This window comes from Citricoccus sp. (assembly GCF_032154715.1).
In the GTDB taxonomy this organism is placed as follows: Bacteria; Actinomycetota; Actinomycetes; order Actinomycetales; family Micrococcaceae; genus Citricoccus.
This window is the reverse complement of the sequence record NZ_JALDXU010000013.1, coordinates 32268-49960: the sequence shown is the minus strand read 5'-3', so window position 1 is coordinate 49960 and position 17693 is coordinate 32268. Positions and strand designations below refer to the sequence as shown.

12 protein-coding genes and 1 tRNA gene are annotated in these 17693 nt (G+C 70.5%); 11 read left to right on the top strand and 2 right to left on the bottom strand.

The window, feature by feature from the left end; genetic code table 11:
- The 3 genes from RUH65_RS04145 to RUH65_RS04135 form a co-directional block, all read left to right on the top strand.
- On the top strand, nucleotides 1-856 hold an 856-nt coding region (locus RUH65_RS04145; protein WP_313815936.1), incomplete at its 5' end, for a 4Fe-4S dicluster domain-containing protein.
- A complete protein-coding gene (nrfD, locus tag RUH65_RS04140; RefSeq protein ID WP_313815935.1) occupies nucleotides 853-2025 on the top strand; it encodes an NrfD/PsrC family molybdoenzyme membrane anchor subunit in 1173 nt (390 codons plus the stop codon). The genes RUH65_RS04145 and nrfD, both read left to right, overlap by 4 nt.
- Before the next feature lie 82 nt (nucleotides 2026-2107).
- Nucleotides 2108-3568: a sugar porter family MFS transporter gene (locus RUH65_RS04135; protein WP_313815934.1), complete on the top strand. Its 1461-nt coding sequence runs from the start codon at nucleotides 2108-2110 to the stop codon at nucleotides 3566-3568.
- Here RUH65_RS04135 and selD read toward each other — a convergent pair.
- Nucleotides 3525-4535, bottom strand: a complete 1011-nt coding sequence (gene selD, locus RUH65_RS04130; RefSeq protein WP_313815933.1) for a selenide, water dikinase SelD — start codon at nucleotides 4533-4535, stop codon at nucleotides 3525-3527. The two genes, RUH65_RS04135 and selD, sit on opposite strands and share 44 nt — an antisense overlap.
- An 81-nt stretch (nucleotides 4536-4616) precedes the next feature.
- On the opposite strand from selD, the gene RUH65_RS04125 reads away from it, so the two are divergent.
- From RUH65_RS04125 to RUH65_RS04090, 8 genes are all read left to right on the top strand, one after another.
- Nucleotides 4617-4711 (top strand) — tRNA-Sec (locus tag RUH65_RS04125).
- Nucleotides 4712-4787: 76 nt separating this feature from the next.
- Nucleotides 4788-6248 carry an L-seryl-tRNA(Sec) selenium transferase gene (gene selA, locus RUH65_RS04120; protein WP_313815932.1) on the top strand — a complete coding sequence of 487 codons (1461 nt, stop codon included), beginning with the start codon at nucleotides 4788-4790 and terminating at the stop codon, nucleotides 6246-6248.
- Between the two features lies 1 nt (nucleotide 6249).
- Nucleotides 6250-8091: a selenocysteine-specific translation elongation factor gene (selB, locus tag RUH65_RS04115; RefSeq protein WP_313815931.1), complete on the top strand. Its 1842-nt coding sequence runs from the start codon at nucleotides 6250-6252 to the stop codon at nucleotides 8089-8091.
- A gap of 65 nt (nucleotides 8092-8156) precedes the next feature.
- A complete protein-coding gene (locus RUH65_RS04110; RefSeq protein ID WP_313815930.1) occupies nucleotides 8157-9626 on the top strand; it encodes a sodium/glutamate symporter in 1470 nt (489 codons plus the stop codon).
- Nucleotides 9627-9778: 152 nt separating this feature from the next.
- A complete protein-coding gene (locus RUH65_RS04105) occupies nucleotides 9779-11152 on the top strand; it encodes an SLC13 family permease (RefSeq protein ID WP_313815929.1) in 1374 nt (457 codons plus the stop codon).
- Between the two features lie 137 nt (nucleotides 11153-11289).
- Entirely contained in the window at nucleotides 11290-12003 is a 714-nt protein-coding gene (locus RUH65_RS04100; RefSeq protein ID WP_313815928.1) for a thymidine kinase, read from the top strand.
- A 61-nt stretch (nucleotides 12004-12064) separates the two neighbouring features.
- Nucleotides 12065-14419 (top strand): transglycosylase domain-containing protein, encoded by a 2355-nt coding sequence (locus RUH65_RS04095; RefSeq protein WP_313815926.1) that lies wholly within the window; start codon nucleotides 12065-12067, stop codon nucleotides 14417-14419.
- Nucleotides 14420-14597: 178 nt separating this feature from the next.
- Nucleotides 14598-15743, top strand: coding sequence for an acyl-CoA dehydrogenase family protein (locus RUH65_RS04090; RefSeq protein WP_313815925.1), 1146 nt, complete (start codon nucleotides 14598-14600; stop codon nucleotides 15741-15743).
- A gap of 16 nt (nucleotides 15744-15759) precedes the next feature.
- Here RUH65_RS04090 and RUH65_RS04085 read toward each other — a convergent pair whose 3' ends face one another.
- Nucleotides 15760-17628, bottom strand: coding sequence for a bifunctional 3'-5' exonuclease/DNA polymerase (locus RUH65_RS04085; RefSeq protein WP_313815923.1), 1869 nt, complete (start codon nucleotides 17626-17628; stop codon nucleotides 15760-15762).
- Nucleotides 17629-17693: the final 65 nt, after the last annotated feature.

Sequence of the window (17693 nt, the reverse complement as noted above, 5' to 3'; positions counted from 1 at the left end):
CCCCCCCCCCCACGCCAGCCTGGCCGGCGGCCTGCAGGCCGGACCCGACATGGGCGGTCTGGACGTGCTGTCCTCCCTTGGCTCGGCCGTCGACTCCTCCGCCGTTGACCTCACCCCGCCGGACACCCCCGAGTTCCGCTGGCTGATGTCCTCGGACGTCTGCAAGCACTGCACGAACGCCGGTTGCCTGGACGTGTGCCCCACCGGAGCGCTGTTCCGGACCGAGCACGGCACCGTGGTGGTCCAGGACGATGTCTGCAACGGCTGCGGCACCTGCGTGGCCGGCTGCCCGTTCGGCGTGATCGAGCGCCGCAAGGACGGCATCGCCCAACCCAAGACGGACCGGTCGCCCGCACCGGGCGTGCACGCCGAGACGCCCTGGGCGGGGGATGGCAAGAACGAGAAGAACCAGAAGAAGGCCGCGAAGAAGGCCTCCAAGGAGCCGAAGGCCGCCAAGCCTAAGAAGAACAAGAACTCCGGCGTCGCGCAGAAGTGCACGCTCTGCTATGACCGCATGACGGATGGGCAGACCCCCGCGTGCGCCCAGGCCTGCCCCACCACCTCCATTCGCTATGGCGAGCGGGAGGACATGGTCGCCTCCGCCCAGGATCGCGTGGCTCAGCTCCACGCCCAGGGCCGCACGGAGGCCCGCCTCTACGGCGCGAATCCGAAGGACGGGGTCGGCGGCACCGGTTCCGTGTTCCTGTTGCTGGACGAGCCCGAGGTCTACGGCCTGCCACCGGACCCGAGGGTGCCCACCCGGGATCTGCCGCGGATGTACGCCCGCGCCGGGATCGCCATGGCGGGGATGGTCGCCGCCGCGGGACTGGCGTTCCTCGGTGGAGGTCGCCGGTGACGACCTCCGAGTTCGACAGCTACCGGCCGCCGGAGGAACCCCGCCGGCGCCGGCGTCGTGACCGCCCGGGAGGCCAGCAGAAGGCGGACGGCCGGGACAGCACGGGTAGTCCGGGGCAGGGCAACCGCCGGCGCCGCAGTGGTCTGGCCCCCTCCACCTCGGACGGTGGCCGCGAGATGGCCATGGTGCCCGAGCCGCAGTTCAGCGACACCTCCGCCCACTCCTACTACGGCCGGCCCATCGTCAAGGCACCGCCGTGGGACGAACGCGTCGCCGCGTATCTCGTGTGCGGCGGCATTGCCGGGGGATCCTCCCTGCTGGCCTTCGGTGCCCAGCTGACCGGTCGCGAGGTGCTGCGCCGGAACACGCGCATCACCGCGCTGGCCGCGGCCGGCGTCGGGGCCGTGGCCCTGGTGGCGGACCTCGGGCGCCCCGAACGGTTCTACAACATGATGCGGACGGTGAAGCTGTCCTCGCCGATGAGCCTGGGCTCCTGGGTGCTGGCCGGCTTCAGCACCGGTGCCGGGGTGGCCGCGGCGGCGGACGTGGACCGGATGCTGGGGGAGAAGCTGCCCCTGGGACCGTTGCGCGGGATGCTGCGGGCCGTCGAGGGACCGGCCGGCGGACTGGCCGCGCTGCTCGGGGCCCCGCTGGCCGGGTACACGGCGGTGCTGCTCTCGGACACGGCCATGCCCACCTGGAACGACGCGAAGGATGATCTGCCGTTCGTGTTCGTCAGTTCCGCCTCCATCGCCGCCTCCGGGATGGCCATGATCACGACGCCGGTGCGCGAGACGGCGCCCGCCCGGGCTCTCGCAGTCCTCGGCGTGGTGGCCGATGTGGTGGCCACCCGCTTCATGGAGGCCCGGATGGACCCGGTCGCGGTGGAGCCCCTGGAGACCGGCCGGCCCGGGATGCTGATGACCTGGAGCGAGCGGCTGGCGATCGCCGGCGGCATCGGCACCCTGTTGGGCGGTCGGCACCGCGTGGTGGCTGCCCTGTCCGGTGCCGCCCTGGTGACCGCCTCCGCGTTCACGCGCTTCGGGGTGTTCTATGCCGGCAAGGACTCCGCCCGGGATCCGAGGTACACGGTTGAGCCGCAGAAGCGCCGCCTGGCCGCCCGCCGTCGGGCCGGCATCACGGACGACTCGATCACGACCGTCCGCTAGCCGCCGTTCCTTCGATTCACCGGTGTCAAGGCGTACGGTGTTCCACATCACGCCATCTGTCCTCGTCACCGCAAGGAATCCCATGGTCACCAAAGACCCCACCAGCAGGCTCAACGCCCGCGTCATCGGCATCTGCATCGCCGCTGCGCTCGGCGGCTTCCTGTTCGGCTTCGACACCTCGGTCATCAACGGCGCCGTCGATGCCCTGTCCGAACAGTTCTCGCTCGGGGCGGGGCTGACCGGTTTCGCCGTGTCCTCGGCCCTGATCGGCTGTGCCGTGGGCGCCTGGTTCGCCGGGCCCGTGGCCAACCGGCTCGGCCGCGTCCCGGTGATGCTGCTGGCCTCCGTGTTGTTCCTGGTGTCCGCGATCGGCTCCGGACTGGCCTTCGGCGTCGGGGACCTGATCGTCTGGCGCGTGATCGGGGGCCTGGGCGTGGGAGCGGCCTCGGTGATCGCCCCGGCCTACATCGCCGAGGTCAGCCCCGCCGGGGTCCGCGGCCGCCTGGGCTCGCTCCAGCAACTGGCCATCGTCACCGGCATCTTCGTGGCCCTGCTCTCCGATGCGCTGTTCGCCAACCTGGCCGGGGGCGCCGCCGAACCGTTCTGGTGGGGGCTGGAGGCCTGGCGGTGGATGTTCATTGCGGAGGCCGTCCCGGCGGTCCTCTACGGGATCTTCGCCTTCCGGCTGCCCGAGTCGCCGCGATTCCTGGTGGCGCGGGGAAAGCTGGATCAGGCCGCCCAGGTGCTCTACGACTTCACCGGGGTGGAACAGGTCAACCTGAAGATCCAGGAGATCAAGAGCACCCTGGACTCGGAGAAGCGGGAGTCCCTGCGGGACCTGGCCGGATCCCTGATGGGCCTGAAACCGATCGTGTGGGTCGGCATCGCCCTCTCGGTGTTCCAGCAGTTCGTGGGCATCAACGTGATCTTCTACTACTCCACCACGCTCTGGCGCTCCGTCGGGTTCGAGGAATCCGATGCCCTGACCGTCTCGGTGATCACCTCGGTGACGAACATCGTGGTGACGATCATCGCGATCCTGTTGGTGGACCGGGTCGGCCGGCGGCCCATGCTGCTCGTGGGTTCCCTGGGCATGGCGGTCTCCCTGGCCCTGATGGCCGTGGCGTTCTCCTTCGCGACCACCACCACGGCCCCCGACGGCACCACCAGCGCCGAGCTCGGCGGAGCCTGGGCGACCGTGGCCCTGGTGGCGGCCAACGCGTTCGTGGTGTTCTTCGGGGCCACCTGGGGACCTCTCGTCTGGGTGCTGCTGGGGGAGATGTTCCCCAACCGGATCCGCGCCGGTGCCCTGGCGGTGGCGGCCGCAGCCCAATGGGCGGCCAACTTCGCGGTGTCCACCACGTTCCCGATGCTGGCGGATGCCGGTCTGAGTCTGGCCTATGGCCTCTATGCGGCGATGGCCGCGCTGTCCTTCATCTTCGTGTGGTGGTTCGTGACGGAGACCAAGGGCAGGGAGCTGGAGGAGATGACCGACTCGGTCATCTCACGGCGATCCCGGACCCGCTCACCGTCTCCCCGATGACCGGGTAGCCCGGCACCTCACCGACCACGAGCAGGCCGCCCGAGGTCTGAGCATCCGCCAGCAGCAGCAGGTCGTCCTCGGTGATGCCGGCCCCGGCGGTGAGATGCGGCCGCACCCAGTCCAGGTTGCGGCGCGTGCCGCCGGAGACGTAGCCGTCCCGCAGCGCCTCGGCGGCCCCCTCGATCAGGGGCACGGCGGCGCGGTCGATCACGGCACCGACGCCGGAGGCCCGGGCCATCTTGTGCAGGTGTCCGAGCAGTCCGAAGCCGGTGACGTCCGTGGCGGCGGTGCGGCCCGCGGCCAGGGCGGCCGCGGCGGCCTCCCGGTTCAGGGAGGTCATCGACTCGATCGCGGCCGGGGAGGGCTCGCCGGTCTGCTTCACCCGGTTGTTCAACAGCCCGACGCCGATCGGTTTGGTGAGGGTGATCGGCAGGCCGGGCTGCGCGGCGTCGTTGCGCAGCAGCCGGTCCGGATGGGCGGTGCCGGTCACGGCCATGCCGTAGATCGGTTCGGGGTTGTCGATGGTGTGGCCACCGATGACGGGCGTGCCGGCGAGCCGGGCCACGTCCAGGCCACCCCGGAGCACCTCGGTCAGGACCTCCATGGGCAGCACGCCCCGGGGCCAGCCCACGTGGTTGATCGAGACGACGGGGGTGCCGCCCATCGCGTAGATGTCTGACAGTGCATTGGCGGCGGCGATCCGGCCCCAGTCGTAGGCGTCGTCCACCATGGGGGTGAAGAAGTCCGCGGTGGACAGGACGGCGAGCCCGTCCCGGAGGAGCACCGCCGCGGCATCGTCACCGTCGTCCAGTCCCACGATGACGCCCGGATTCGTCTGACCGCCGAGCCCACGGACGGCCTCCTCCAACTCACCCGGCGGGATCTTGCACGCGCAGCCGCCGCCGTGGCCGTACTGGGTGAGCCGGATCTGGTGGATGTCGTCACGAGTGGTGGGGTTGGGCTCCATGGCCACACCCTAGTCCGCCGCCCGGTGCGTTGCTCAGGCCGCTGACCGGCCCGCCGTGGATCTGCTGGTAGTTTCAGGGACGGAAGCGTCTGTGTCCTGGTGGTCACCCCGGTCTTCAAAACCGGTGAGACCGAGTATCTCGGTCTGGCGGGTTCGATTCCCGTCCGCTTCCGCCAACGTCACCGCCCGCCCACCCGCCCGCACGGGCCGGCCGAGCACCATGACCGCAGGGCGGTACCGGAAGGAGAACCCGTGACCGCTGAACCACCGGGGCGCGCGGAGGATCCCCGGCGCCGGATCCCGCGCACGGACACCCTGTTCGCGCTGCCCGAGGTCGTCGACGCGCGGTCCCGCCTCAGCGAGGCCGTTCTCCGCTCCCTGATCACGCAGGCCCAGTCCCGCGCCCGGAGCGGGGAGATCACCCCGGAAGACGTGCCGCCGGCCGTTCGCGCCGCCGTCGCCTCCCGCACCGCCACCACCCTCCGGCCGGTCCTCAACGCCACCGGCGTGGTGGTCCACACGAACCTGGGCCGGGCCCCGCTGTCCCGGGCTGCCGTGGAGGCGCTCGTCGCGTCCAGCGGATACGTGGACGTGGAGCTGGACCTGGCCAGCGGCCAGCGGTCGAAACGCGGCACCGGCACCCGGGAGGCCCTGCTGGCCGCTCTCCCGGCTGCGGTCCACGAGGCCGTGCCGGAGAATCTGGACGCGCTCGTCGTCAACAACGGGGCCGCGGCCCTCGTCCTGGCCACCACGGCCCTCGCCGGGACCGGGGAGCTCATCGTCAGCCGAGGCGAGCTCGTGGAGATCGGGGCCGGCTTCCGGCTGCCGGACCTCATCGCCTCCACCGGCGCCCTGTTGCGCGAGGTCGGCACCACCAACCGCACCCACCGGGCCGACTACGCCGACGCCATCGGTCCACGGACCACCGGCCTGCTCAAGGTCCACCCCAGCAATTTCCGCGTCGACGGCTTCACCTCCTCCGTGGCGGTCGAGGATCTGCGCACGCTGGCGGACGAGGCGGCTATCGACCGCGACGACGGGCTGCCCGTGCCCCTCATCGTGGACGTCGGCAGCGGCCTCCTCACCCCGGACCCCCTGCTGCCGGACGAGCCGGACCTGGCCGGCGCCCTGACGGCGGGAGCCGACGTCGTGATCGCGAGCGGAGACAAGCTGCTCGGCGGGCCGCAGGCCGGGATCCTCCTGGGTCGCAGCCGCACCATCCAGCGGCTGGCCACCCACCCGCTCGCCCGCGCCCTGCGGGCGGACAAGCTGACCCTCGCCGCGTTGGAGGCCACCCTCACCGCCGGTCCCAGCCCGGTCGACCGGTCGCTGCACGCGGACCCCGCGCGCCTGCGCGAGCGCGCCGATCACCTCGCTGCCGCCGTCAGCGCATCGGTCGTGAGGCACGAGGGCCGCGTCGGGGGAGGGGGCGCCCCGGGCGTCCCCCTGCCCGGCTGGGCGGTCCGTCTCCCCGAGGACCTGGCACCGCTGCTGCGCACCGGGGAACCCGCCGTGCTGCCCCGCGTCCATGACGGCGCGTGCCTGGTGGACCTGCGCTGTATCCCCGAGCCCGACGACGGCCGGCTGGCCGACGCCGTCCGCGCCGCCCAGGCACGGCTCGCCAGCACGAGCGACCCCACCGGCACCGGCAGCACCGCCAGCGCCGGTAGCACCAGCGATAGGCCCGACCGGCACGACGGACCCGGGCACTGAGATGTACGTCGTCGCCACCGCCGGGCACGTGGACCACGGCAAGTCCACCCTCGTCCGCGCCCTGACCGGCATGGAGCCGGACCGCTGGGCCGAGGAGAAGCGCCGGGGCCTGACCATCGACCTCGGATTCGCCTGGACCACCCTGCCCTCGGGCGAGGACGTGGCCTTCGTGGACGTCCCGGGCCACGAGCGCTTTCTCGGCAACATGCTGGCCGGCCTCGGCCCGGCCCCTGCGGTCTGCTTCATCGTCGCGGCCGACGAGGGCTGGCAGGCCCAGTCCGCTGACCACCGGGACGCCATCGCGGCCCTCGGGATCGAGCACGGTCTCATCGTGATCACCAAGGCGGACCGCGCCGCGGAGCGGGTGGACTCCGTGCTGGCGCAGACCCGCGCCGAGCTCGCCGGGACCTCGCTGGCCGGGGCGCCGGCCGTCGTCGTGTCAGCGCTGTCCGGAGCCGGGCTGGAGGAGCTGCGGCGTCAGCTGGGCCGGGTGCTGGCAGACCTTCCCGCGCCCGCGATGGCGGGGCGCGTCCGGTTCTGGGTGGACCGCTCGTTCACCGTCAAGGGAGCCGGCGCCGTGGTGACCGGCACTCTGACGGCCGGGACGCTGGCCGAGAACGAGCGCCTCGAGGTGCTCGGCGCCGACTCCCCGCGTGCCGTCTCGGTGCGTGCCCTGCACAGCCGAAATCGCCCGCACGCCTCGATCGGTCCGACCCAGCGCGTTGCCGTGAACCTGCGTGGCACCACCGCCGAGGAGGTCCACCGGGGGGACGCCCTGGTGACGCCCGGAGCCTGGCCGGTGGCCGGCGCCGTGGACATCCGGCGCACCACCGGCACCGATCTCACCGAGGCGCCCGGGCGGCTGCTCGTGCACGTCGGCACCGCGACGGTGCCCGCTCGTGTGCGGCCCTTCAACGCACGTCACGCCCGGCTCACGTTCGAGCGGACCCTCCCGCTGGTGCCGGGGGACCGGCTCGTACTGCGCGACCCCGGCAGCCGTGCGGTGTTCGGCGGCGCCCGGGTGCTGGACGTGGATCCGCCGGTGCTCACTCGGCGCGGGGCCGGCACCCGGCACACGGCCTACCTCGAGACGGTGCCCGACGGCGGCGACGCCCGTCTTGAGGTCATGCGCCGGGGCGCGGTGCGAAGGGCATTCCTCCAGCGACTCGGCCTGGTGCCCCCGGAGGCGAGGCCGACGCAGGAGGGGACGCCGGGGGAGCGAACGACACGTCAGGGCGGGATTCCGGCCGACGTCCGGGTCTACGGCGACTGGTGGGTGCACGCACCCGTGGTGGACCGATGGGCCGTGCGACTGCGGGAGGCCGTGGAGGCGCTGGCGGACAGTGACCCCCTGGCCGCCGGGCTGAGCCGCGGTGCTGCGGCCGCTCAGCTGGACGCAGACGGGGACGGCAATCTCCTCGACGCCGTGATCGCTGAGGCGGGGCTGGAGCACCGGGACGGCTACGTCTGCCGGCCCGGTCTCCGCGCGGGTCTGGGCCCGGCGGAACAGGCCATCGCCGCCCTCGAGCGCCGTCTCGCGGCACGCCCCTTCGACGCGCCCGAGGGGCACGACCTCACCGCCCTCAACCTCGGCGCCAAGGAGCTGGCTGCCGCCGAACGCGCCGGCCGGCTCCTGCGGCTGGACGGGTCGGTCGTCCTGCTGCCCACCGCACCGGTCCTGGCCATGCGCGAACTGGCCCGGCTCGATCAGCCCTTCACCACCAGCCAGGCCCGTCAGGCACTGGGAACCTCCCGTCGGGTGGCGATCCCGGTGCTCGAGCACCTCGACTCCCGCGGCTGGACCCGTCGCGTGGACGGCCAATACCGCGAAGTGGTTCGGTAAGGCAAGCTCTGGTCGCCTGCTAGCGTGCACTGGAGTTATCTGGTCGGCAACGGTGAGGGGTACTGATGGAAGCGACAACGGTTGGGCTGGCGATCCTCCTGCTGGGAGTGCTCGCACTGGTGGGGATGCTGGTGCGCTCCACGTGGAAGGTGAGCCAGAAGCTGTTCCTGCCGGTGTCCATCATTGCGGGGTTCATCGGCCTGCTGCTCGGTCCCCAGATCCTGGGTCGCCTCGCGGGGTGGGCCGGTCTGCCGGCGTTGGAAGAGGGTGGGCTGTTCGGGGCAGGGGTCCTGGACATCTGGGGCGAACTGCCCGGCCTGCTCATCAGCGTCGTCTTCGCCACCCTGTTCCTCGGCACGCGCATCCCGTCGCCGCGGCGTGCAGTCCGCCTTCTCGGCCCCCAACTCTCCCTGGGCGTCACCTTCGCCAGTGGCCAGTACGTCATCGGCATCCTGCTGGTGGTCCTCCTGCTGGGTCCCGTCTTCGGCGTGAGCCCGATGTTCGGGGCCCTGATCGAGATCGGCTTCGAGGGCGGTCACGGGACGGCTGCCGGGATGGCCCCGGTCATGGCGGAGCTCGGCTTCGCGGAGGGCGGCGACCTGGCCCTGGCGATGGCGACCGTCGGCATCGTGTCCGGCGTCATCATCGGCGTGATCGCCGTCAACTGGGCCGCCCGCAGCGGCCGGTCCGCCGTCTTGGACGCCGCCGCCGAGATGTCCGCCTCGGAGCGCCGCGGCATCCATCCGAAGGGCGAACGCCCCTCTGGATCGACTCTGACGACCCGTGGATCGGCGATCGAGTCGATGACCTTCCACATCGGCATTGTGGCCGGGGCCATCCTCATCGGACAGGTGCTCCTTTCCGGCCTGCAGGCCCTTGAAGGAGCGCTGTGGGCGGACGTCGTGGAGATTTTCGCCTACGTGCCGCTGTTCCCGCTGGCGATGCTCGGCGGCGTCATCATCCAGGTCTTCGTGGACCGCTTCGACAAGGCGGAGATGATCGACCGCGGCATGATGGAGCGCATCCAGGGGATGTCCCTCGATGTGCTCATCATCGCCGCCCTGGCCACGTTGTCCTTGGACGCCATCGCGAGCAATCTCGAGCCCTTCATGATCCTCGCGGCAGCGGGTGTCGCCTGGAACGTCCTGGTCTTCTTCGTGTTCGCACCGCGGTATCTGCGCAGCTTCTGGTTTGAGCGCGGCGTCAGTGACTTCGGCCAGTCCATGGGGGTCACGGCCACGGGGCTGATGCTGTTGCGCATGGCCGACCCGGAGGCCAAGAGCCCCGCCTACGAGGCCTTCGGCTACAAGCAGCTGGTCTTCGAGCCGTTCTTCGGCGGGGGCATCATCACGGCTGCGTCCATTCCGCTGCTCGTGCAGTTCGGCCCGTACCCGCTCCTGGTCGGCATGCTGGTCCTCCTGCTCATCGCGATGCTGTCCGGATTCTTCTACTTCGGGCGACGGCCGGCCTTCGACGTGGGGAAAGCGGGTGCGTCGACGGGTCGAGAGACTCAGCCGACGGACTCAGCCGTCTAACCAGGCCGGTTCAGCCGCTCATGAGAGTTGGAGTCAGCCGAGCGGTGGGCGCCCGGTAGACTCTCCGGGGCGCAAATCCGTTGGCGCCACCGCGCACTCGTGCATCCCATCACGCCGTCGCATCGGCACCTGAACTCGAGGTCATCACCGCCGTGCTCCTGAACCCCGTCGTCGTCTCCGTCCTGGTGCTCGCCGCCCTGAGCCTGGCCCGGGTCAACGTCATCGTCGCGTTGCTCATCGCCGCCCTGGTGGCCGGGCTGATGTCCGGGCTGTCGGTCGAGGACACCGTGTCCACCCTGGTCGATGGTCTCGGCGGGCAGGGTGAGACGGCGCTGAGTTACATCCTCTTGGGCATCCTCTCGGTCATGGTCGCCCGCTCGGGCATCACCGAGAAGCTCATCCGCTGGATCCTGCCGAAATTGCGTGGCAAGCGTGCCATGACGCTGTTCGGGATTGCCGGGTTGGCGTGCCTCTCCCAGAACCTGGTCCCGGTCCACATCGCCTTCATCCCGATCCTGATCCCACCGCTGCTGACGGTGTTCAACCGGATGAAGATGGACCGCCGGGCCGTGGCCACGGCCCTGACCTTCGGGCTGAAGGCGCCCTACATGCTGATCCCGCTCGGTTTCGGCCTGATCTTCCAGAACATCATCCTGGACGAGATGGCCGCCTACGGCATGGACGTCGAACTCTCCCAGATCTCCCTGGCCATGGCCATCCCGGTGGCCGGCATGCTGGTCGGCCTGGTCATCGCGATCCTGGTGACCTACCGCCGTCCGCGCGAGTACCGGGATGCGACCACCGGCCTCGGTGCGGCCCTCTTCGGATCCGCCGGCGAGTCCGGTGGCCTGGCCGGCGCGGGAGCCGGTGCTGAGACAAGTGCCCGGGTCCGTGCCGAGAGCACCGGCTGGACCCGTCAGCACATCGTGGTGCTGATCGCCCTGGCGGTCACCCTGGTGCTCCAGATCGTCTTCGGCTCGCTGGTCATCGCCGCGCTGGGCGGCGTGCTGGTCATCTTCGTGTTCCGCGGCGAGCGCTGGCGGACCTCCGACGAGCTCGCCCACGGTGGCGTGACCATGATGGGCACCATCGCCTTCATCATGCTCGTGGCCTCCGGCTACTCCTCCGTGCTGACCGAGACCGGGGCCGTGGACGATCTGGTCAGCTCCGCGAGCGGCTGGATCGGGGACAGCCAGCTGCTGGCCGCCGTGGTGATGATGGTCGTCGGCCTGCTCGTGACCATCGGCATCGGCTCCTCCTTCGGCACCATCCCGATCCTGGCGGCGATCTTCGTGCCGCTGTGCGCCGCCGTCGGCTTCAGCCCCCTGGCCACCGCGGCACTGGTGGGCGCGGCCGGGGCCATCGGCGACGCCGGCTCACCCGCCTCGGACTCAACCCTCGGCCCGACCTCCGGCCTGAATGTGGACGGCCAGCACCACCACATCTGGGACACCTGCGTGCCCACGTTCCTGCACTTCAACGTCCCGCTGTTCTTCGGCGGCATCATCGCCGCGATGGTGCTGTAGGGCGGAAGGGGAGGACTGGTCCGCAGACATCGTGGCCCTCACCGCTCTCGGTGAGGGCCAGCCGGCCAGGGACCAGCACCCTTGGGCCGTGGATCAGCACCCTTGGCCGGTACCTTCCCGCCTGCCATAGTGGTCGCATGAAATCCGCCATGGAGTCAGACGGGGGGCGCGGGCGCCTCGAAGTCATCACCGGCCCGATGTTCGCCGGCAAGTCCGAAGAACTCATGCGCCGGGTCCGCCGTGCCACGATCGCCGGGCTGACGGTCATGGTGGTCAACCACACGCTGGATGCGCGACGGGGCGCCGGCACCGTGTCTTCGCACGCCGGCGGTGCCCTCCCGGCGACGTCGGTCAGCAGTGCGGCCGCGGTGCGTGACCTGGTGAACGGGCCCTCCGGATCAGCTGCCGGACCGGTACGTCCCCTCGACCTGCTCGCCATCGACGAGGCTCAGTTCTTCGGAGCGGACCTGGTGCCGGTGGTCGTCGAGCTGGCGGAGCGAGGCGTCACCGTGGTGGTGTCCGGCCTCTGCCTGACCTTCGACGGCCAGCCCTTCGAGCCCCTCCCGGAACTCATGGCCGGTGCCGAACAGGTGACCAAGTTGCTGGCGGTATGCGCGGTATGCGGAGCCGACGCGGCCTTCCACCGGCGCGTCGCCGGGCGCGGCACGGCCGGGTCGCCGAGCGCGGAGGATCGAGTACTCGGAACTGACACGGCTGCGCCTGGCCCCGAGACCACGGTTCCGGTCGCGGGGGAAGGTGCGGGTGCCGGCGTCGGGAATTCCCTGGAGACCACCGCCGAGCATGTGGGCGGGGCGGGACAATACCAGGCCCGCTGCCGCCGGCACCGCTGAGACGTCCTTGCGGCGCCGAACGCCAAGGTTTCGTTCAGAAAACCCTGACACCGTGGCTTGAATGAGTTTTGTCCGCAGAGCCACGTCCACCACGCTCGGCAAGATCCTCTCGTTCTTCGGGGTGAGCGCGCTCGCAGGACTCCTCGTGGCGGGGCTGTTCCTGCCGCTGGCCGTCACCGGCGGTGCCACGGCGTCTACGGGTTCGGACATGATCGAGCAGTTCCCGGCGGAGCTGCGGGAGGAGCCCGTCAGCGTGCCCTCCCGCATCCTCGCCGAGGACGGCACGGAGCTGGCCACGTTCTATGCGGAGAACCGCCAGCCGGTCGAGTTGGATGAGATCAGCCAGGACATGCAGGACGCGATCATCGCGATCGAGGACGAGCGGTTCTACGAGCACGGCGGGGTGGATCCGCAGGGCATCGGGCGCGCACTGGTCACCAACGCGTCCTCCGGTTCCCAGCAGGGTGCCTCCACCATCACACAGCAGTACGTCAACAACATGCTCATCAATGCGGACATGCTCCGGGGTGAGGAGCGGCTGACGATCTCGGGCACGAAGACCTATGCGGACAAGCTCAAGGAGATGAAGCTGGCGGTCTCGGCGGAGCAGCAGATGTCCAAGGAGGACATCCTGGAGGGATACCTCAACCTCGTGCTGTTCGGCGGCCGCACGTACGGTGTCGAGGCCGCCGCGCAGTACTACTGGGGCATTCCCGCCGCAGAGTTGGACATCGCCCAAGCGGCCACCCTCGCCGGGGTGGTGAAGTCCCCGAACGGCTACAACCCGGAGACGAACCCCGAGGCGTCGGTGGGGCGGCGCAACATCGTGCTGAACTCCATGTTGGCCCAGGGCAAGATCACCGAGCAGGAGCACGAGGAGGCGACCAGCGCGGAGCTCGGCCTGGATATCCACCAAGAGGCCACGGGCTGCATCTCCGCCTCCCAGGCCCCGTACTTCTGTGACTACGTGCACCGTGAGATCCTCGCGAGCGAGGCCTTCGGGCCAGACGTCGAGTCCCGCGAGCAGTTGCTGAACCGCGGCGGCCTGGAGATCACCACCACGCTGGACTCCGGCCTGCAGGACCAGGCTCAGCAGTCCGTGGAGAAGACGGCCCCCGCCGGGGACGCCTCGGGTGCCGGTGCCTCCCTCGTGACGGTGGAGCCGGGGACCGGCAACATCAAGGCGATGGCACAGAACACCAACTACTCGCCGGAGGAGAGCGAGGACGCCGGCAACACCGTGCTGAACTTCAACGTGGACGCGGCCCAGGGGGGCGGCAACGGCTTCCAGGGCGGCTCTTCGCTCAAACCCTATGTGGCGGCGTCCTGGCTCGAGAGCGGCCGGTCCATGTATGACATGGTGGACGCCTCCCAGGACCACTGGCCCCAGGGATCCGAGTTCAAGGCCTCCTGCCAGGAGGGGGGCTCGATCTCCATTCCCGATGAGGGCGGCTGGAAGGTCAACAACGTCATCGACAACATGAAGCGGGAGATGACCGCGGACTTCGGCCTCTACTGGTCCACCAACACCGTCATGGTCAACATGGCCGAGGAGCTGGACCTGTGTGACGTCACGGACCTGACCACGCGCCTCGGCGTGCACCGCGCGGACGACGGCGAGGCCCTGAACCCCGCCAACCCGTCCTTCATCCTCGGTGCCGAGGAGTTCGCACCCATGACGCAGGCCGCCGCCTACGCGGCCTTCGCGAATGACGGCCAGTACTGCGCCCCGCGCTCCCTGGTCTCCGTCACGGACGCCAGCGGCAAGGAGTACGACGTCGGCGCACCGGAATGCGACCAGGCGCTCGATCCCGAGGTGGTCGCCCAACTGAACGAGACACTCACCAACATCGCCCAGCGCACCGCGGATGAGACCGGTCAGACCGAGACCGTAGAGCAGGCGCCGATGGGCGGGAAGACCGGCACCAACAACGCACAGTCCTCCACCTGGTACATCGGGTACACCTCCGGGTTGTCCACGGCCAGCTGGGTGGGGCGCTACCAGGACCTGCAGTCCCTGGCCGGCGTACCCGTCAACGGGCAGCGCCACGAGGACTTCTGGGGCAGCACCCTCGCGGCACCCCAGTGGTTCGACTACATGGGCCAGACGGCGGAGCAGTTCCCCGCCGAGGAGTTCCGGGCGGCCCAGGACTCGCCGATCCAGAACCCGGGATCCCGTGACCGCTACCAGATGGGCGGAGACGGCACCGAGCCGGGCAACGAGCCCGAGCGGCCCGGAGACGCCGCTGATGGGACGCCGGACAACCCGGATGCGGACTCACCCTCGGGGCCAGCGCCCAGCGGGACGGCCCCGGCCCCGACGCCCTCGGAGTCCGGATCCCCGAGTCCGGCTCCCTCGGAGTCCGGATCGCCGAACCCGACGGCGTCGGGCTCGGGTTCGCCCGCGGCGCCGTAGTCCCAGGATGTGCGGGTCGCCTGACACCCGGCACCTGCCCCGGGCTATCCAGCCGTTGTCATGGGCACCGGCACCCTGTCGATCGGTGCATGCCGGCGGGCCAGGGCTCGAAACCTAAGCTACTCACGAGTAGTATCGTGGTGTCACACCCAGTCACCACCGCTCCGGGAGGACCACCGTGCGCCGCCGCATATTCGAGACCGAACATGAAGACTTCCGCGATGCCGTAGCCGAGTTCGTCAGCCGCCAGGTCACCCCGAACATCGAGGCCTGGGCCGAGGCCAAAGGCCTGCCGCGGGAGTTCTGGCTGCAGTCCGGCCAGCAGGGCCTGCTCGGACTGGAGGTTCCGGAGGAGTTCGGCGGTGGCTATCCGCAGGATTACCGCTTCAACGCGGTGGTCTTCGAGGAACTGGCCAAGGCCAGCTTCGCCATCTCCTCCTGCGTGGGCATCGACGCGGACATCGTGCCGCCCTACATCGTGGACCTCGGAACCCCCGAGCAGCACGCCCGGTGGCTGCCAGGCGTGGCGGAGGGCTCCATCGTCACCGCCATCGCCATGACCGAGCCGTCCGGCGGCTCCGACCTGGCCAACCTCAAGACCACCGCGGTGCGCGACGGCGACGAGTGGGTCGTCAACGGTTCCAAGACCTTCATCACCAACGGCTACTCCGCCGACCTGGTGGTGGTCGCCGCCCGCACCAGCCCGGAGAAGAAGGCCAAGGGCATCACCCTGTTCGGCGTGGAGGCCGGGATGGCGGGCTTCGAGCGGGGCCGCAAGCTGGACAAAGTTGGCCAGCCTGAATCGGATACCGCCGAACTGTTCTTCACGGATGTGCGCGTCCCGGCCGAGAACATCATCGGCCACGTAGACACCGGTTTCATCCAGATGATGAAGAACCTCCCGCAGGAACGTCTGGGCGCCGCCGTCTACGGGCTCGCCCACGCCCGTCAGATCCTGGACGAGACGATCGGCTACGCGAAGGAGCGCAAGGCCTTCGGGCAGTCGATCGGGGCCTTCCAGCACAACAAGTTCCTGCTGGCCGAGCTCGTGACCAAGGTCGAGGTCACCCAGGCCTTCCTGGATGACGCCATCATGGCCCATACCGCCGGCGAGCTCTCCGCCGTGGACGCGGCCAAGGCCAAGTACTGGGCCTCGGACGTGCAGAACGAGGTCATCGACCACTGTGTCCAGTTGTACGGCGGCTACGGCTACATGAACGAGTACCGGGTGGCCCGCGCCTGGAAGGACGCCCGAGTCAACAAGATCTGGGCCGGCTCCAACGAGATCATGAAGGAACTCATCGGGCGCGATCTCGGGCTCTGAACGGGCTCAGACCTGGTCAATGGGCCGCGGCGTACGACTCGGCAGCGGAGATCGAGAGCGGGAACTCCACCGGGGCGGCACCGAACAACAGCCGTCCCGCGGCCTGGGCCGCCTCCGTCACGATCTGCCGCACCGCAGGCGCCTCGTCGGCGGGGCCGTGCAGCACCACCTCGTCGTGGACGAAGAACACCAGGCGGGTCTCCAGGGGATGCGGACTCCCGTGGGCTGGGGTGGTGCTGTCGCGCAACCGCCGCCGGATCTCACCCATCCAGCACAAGGCCCATTCTGCCGCGGTGCCCTGGATGACGAAGTTGCGGGTGAACCGGCCGGCCGACCGGCGCACGGTCCGGGCCCGCGCCTCCGCCTCAGCCGTGGACACGTTTCCCGTGACCGCGAGCCACTCCGGCGCGGCCGGCGGGGAGGTGCGCCCCAGCCAAGTGGAGACCTGCCCGCCTTCCTCACCGCGTCGCGCGGCGCGCTCCAACAGGGCGATGGCCTCGGGGAACAACCGGCGCAGATGGGGCATCAGCGCGGCTGAATCACCCGTCGTCGCGCCATACATGGCACCCAGCAGCGCCACTTTCGCCCGGGAGCGCTCGCCGAGTTCGGAGCCGGCGCGCCGTCCCTGCTCGGCGACGGCCAGGTAGAGGTCGTGACCGGAGCCGGCCTCGGCCAGGGCTCGGTCCCCGGACATCGCGGCGAGGATGCGCGGCTCCACCTGGGAGGCGTCGGCCACGGTGAGCAGATGCCCCGGATCGGCTCGGACGGCGTCCCGGACCACCGCCGGGATCTGCATGGCGCCCCCGCCGTGGGCGGCCCACCGGCCTGTCACCACGCCGCCGACGGAGTAGGCCGGATGGAAGCGGCCGTCCCGCACCCACTCGTCCAGCCAGTGCCATCCGTTGGCCGTCCACAGGCGGTACAGGCGTTTGTACTCGAGCACCCCGGAGATCAGCCCGGACCGCCGTTCCGAGTCGGCGCCGCCCTCAGCGGCCCAGCCCTTCAGGTCCCAGGCCCGGGTGGAGGACACCCGGACGCCGGCGAGATGGAGCCCGCGCAACAGGTCCTGGGGTGAATCCGGGTTGAGGCCGGGCACTCCGAGGGTGACGGCGATGTTCTCCGCGAGCACCTGCAGGAGCCGGGGACGCTGTCCCTCCGCCGGACGCGGGCCCAGCACCTCAGCGAGCATCTGCTCGTGGAGGTCGCGGCGCCAGGGCAGGCCCTCGTGCAGGATCTCCGCCGCGATGAGGGCGCCCTGGGACTCGGCGGCCAAGAGGAGCTTGAGCCGGTGGCGGTGTGGAGATCCTGCCACCGCGGTCAGCTGGGCCACCAGTTCGCGCGCCAGCTCGGAAGCCGTGGGGGCATCCTGTCCTTGGCGACTGGTGGAGGGCAGGTCGAAGAACGTGCCTTGATCCGCCCGCGCGACTGGTGGCTCTACTGTCCACGGCTGGGGTTCCAGCACCGGGACGGAGACGGTCGGGGAGTAGGGGGTGCCGGTGGGCGGGGTAGTGGAGGTGGAGGTGGTGGATGAATCGGGGACGGCGGCGGTGGTGAGGATGCGCTGGCACAGGCCCAGGTCCCAGCACCGGCCGATCTCCACGCCGGCCTCGAGCAGCGGCCGGTAGTCCCGAGCGACCGAGGCGAACACCCAGCGCACGGTCTCGGGGTGCAGCCCGAGCCGTGCGGGCAGAGCGTGCACCAGATCGGGGAGCGCGGCGGCGGCGACCGGGGGAAGGGGGTCGATCCGGCTGTCGTCGACCAGCACGGGCAGCCACTGCCCGGAGTGCCCGGATCGCTCGGACCGGCTGTCCTGCGTCGATGGGCCGGATGGCCCGGCGTTCGAGCCGGGTGCCGGATCAGGGGCCGGGCCCAGGACGATGTGCATCCACCCATTCAACCCGACCTGGACCCCTCGACGGTCCTGGACGCCCCCGGCGCGCGGACGGCCGC

Coding starts and splice junctions, on each gene's coding strand:
- RUH65_RS04085 (WP_313815923.1), bottom strand. CDS start 17,628: ATGCACATCGTCCTGGGCCCGGCCCCTGATCCGGCACCCGGCTCGAAC.
- RUH65_RS04110 (WP_313815930.1), top strand. CDS start 8,157: ATGGAAGCGACAACGGTTGGGCTGGCGATCCTCCTGCTGGGAGTGCTC.
- selD (WP_313815933.1), bottom strand. CDS start 4,535: ATGGAGCCCAACCCCACCACTCGTGACGACATCCACCAGATCCGGCTC.
- selB (WP_313815931.1), top strand. CDS start 6,250: ATGTACGTCGTCGCCACCGCCGGGCACGTGGACCACGGCAAGTCCACC.
- RUH65_RS04100 (WP_313815928.1), top strand. CDS start 11,290: ATGAAATCCGCCATGGAGTCAGACGGGGGGCGCGGGCGCCTCGAAGTC.
- RUH65_RS04095 (WP_313815926.1), top strand. CDS start 12,065: ATGAGTTTTGTCCGCAGAGCCACGTCCACCACGCTCGGCAAGATCCTC.
- RUH65_RS04135 (WP_313815934.1), top strand. CDS start 2,108: ATGGTCACCAAAGACCCCACCAGCAGGCTCAACGCCCGCGTCATCGGC.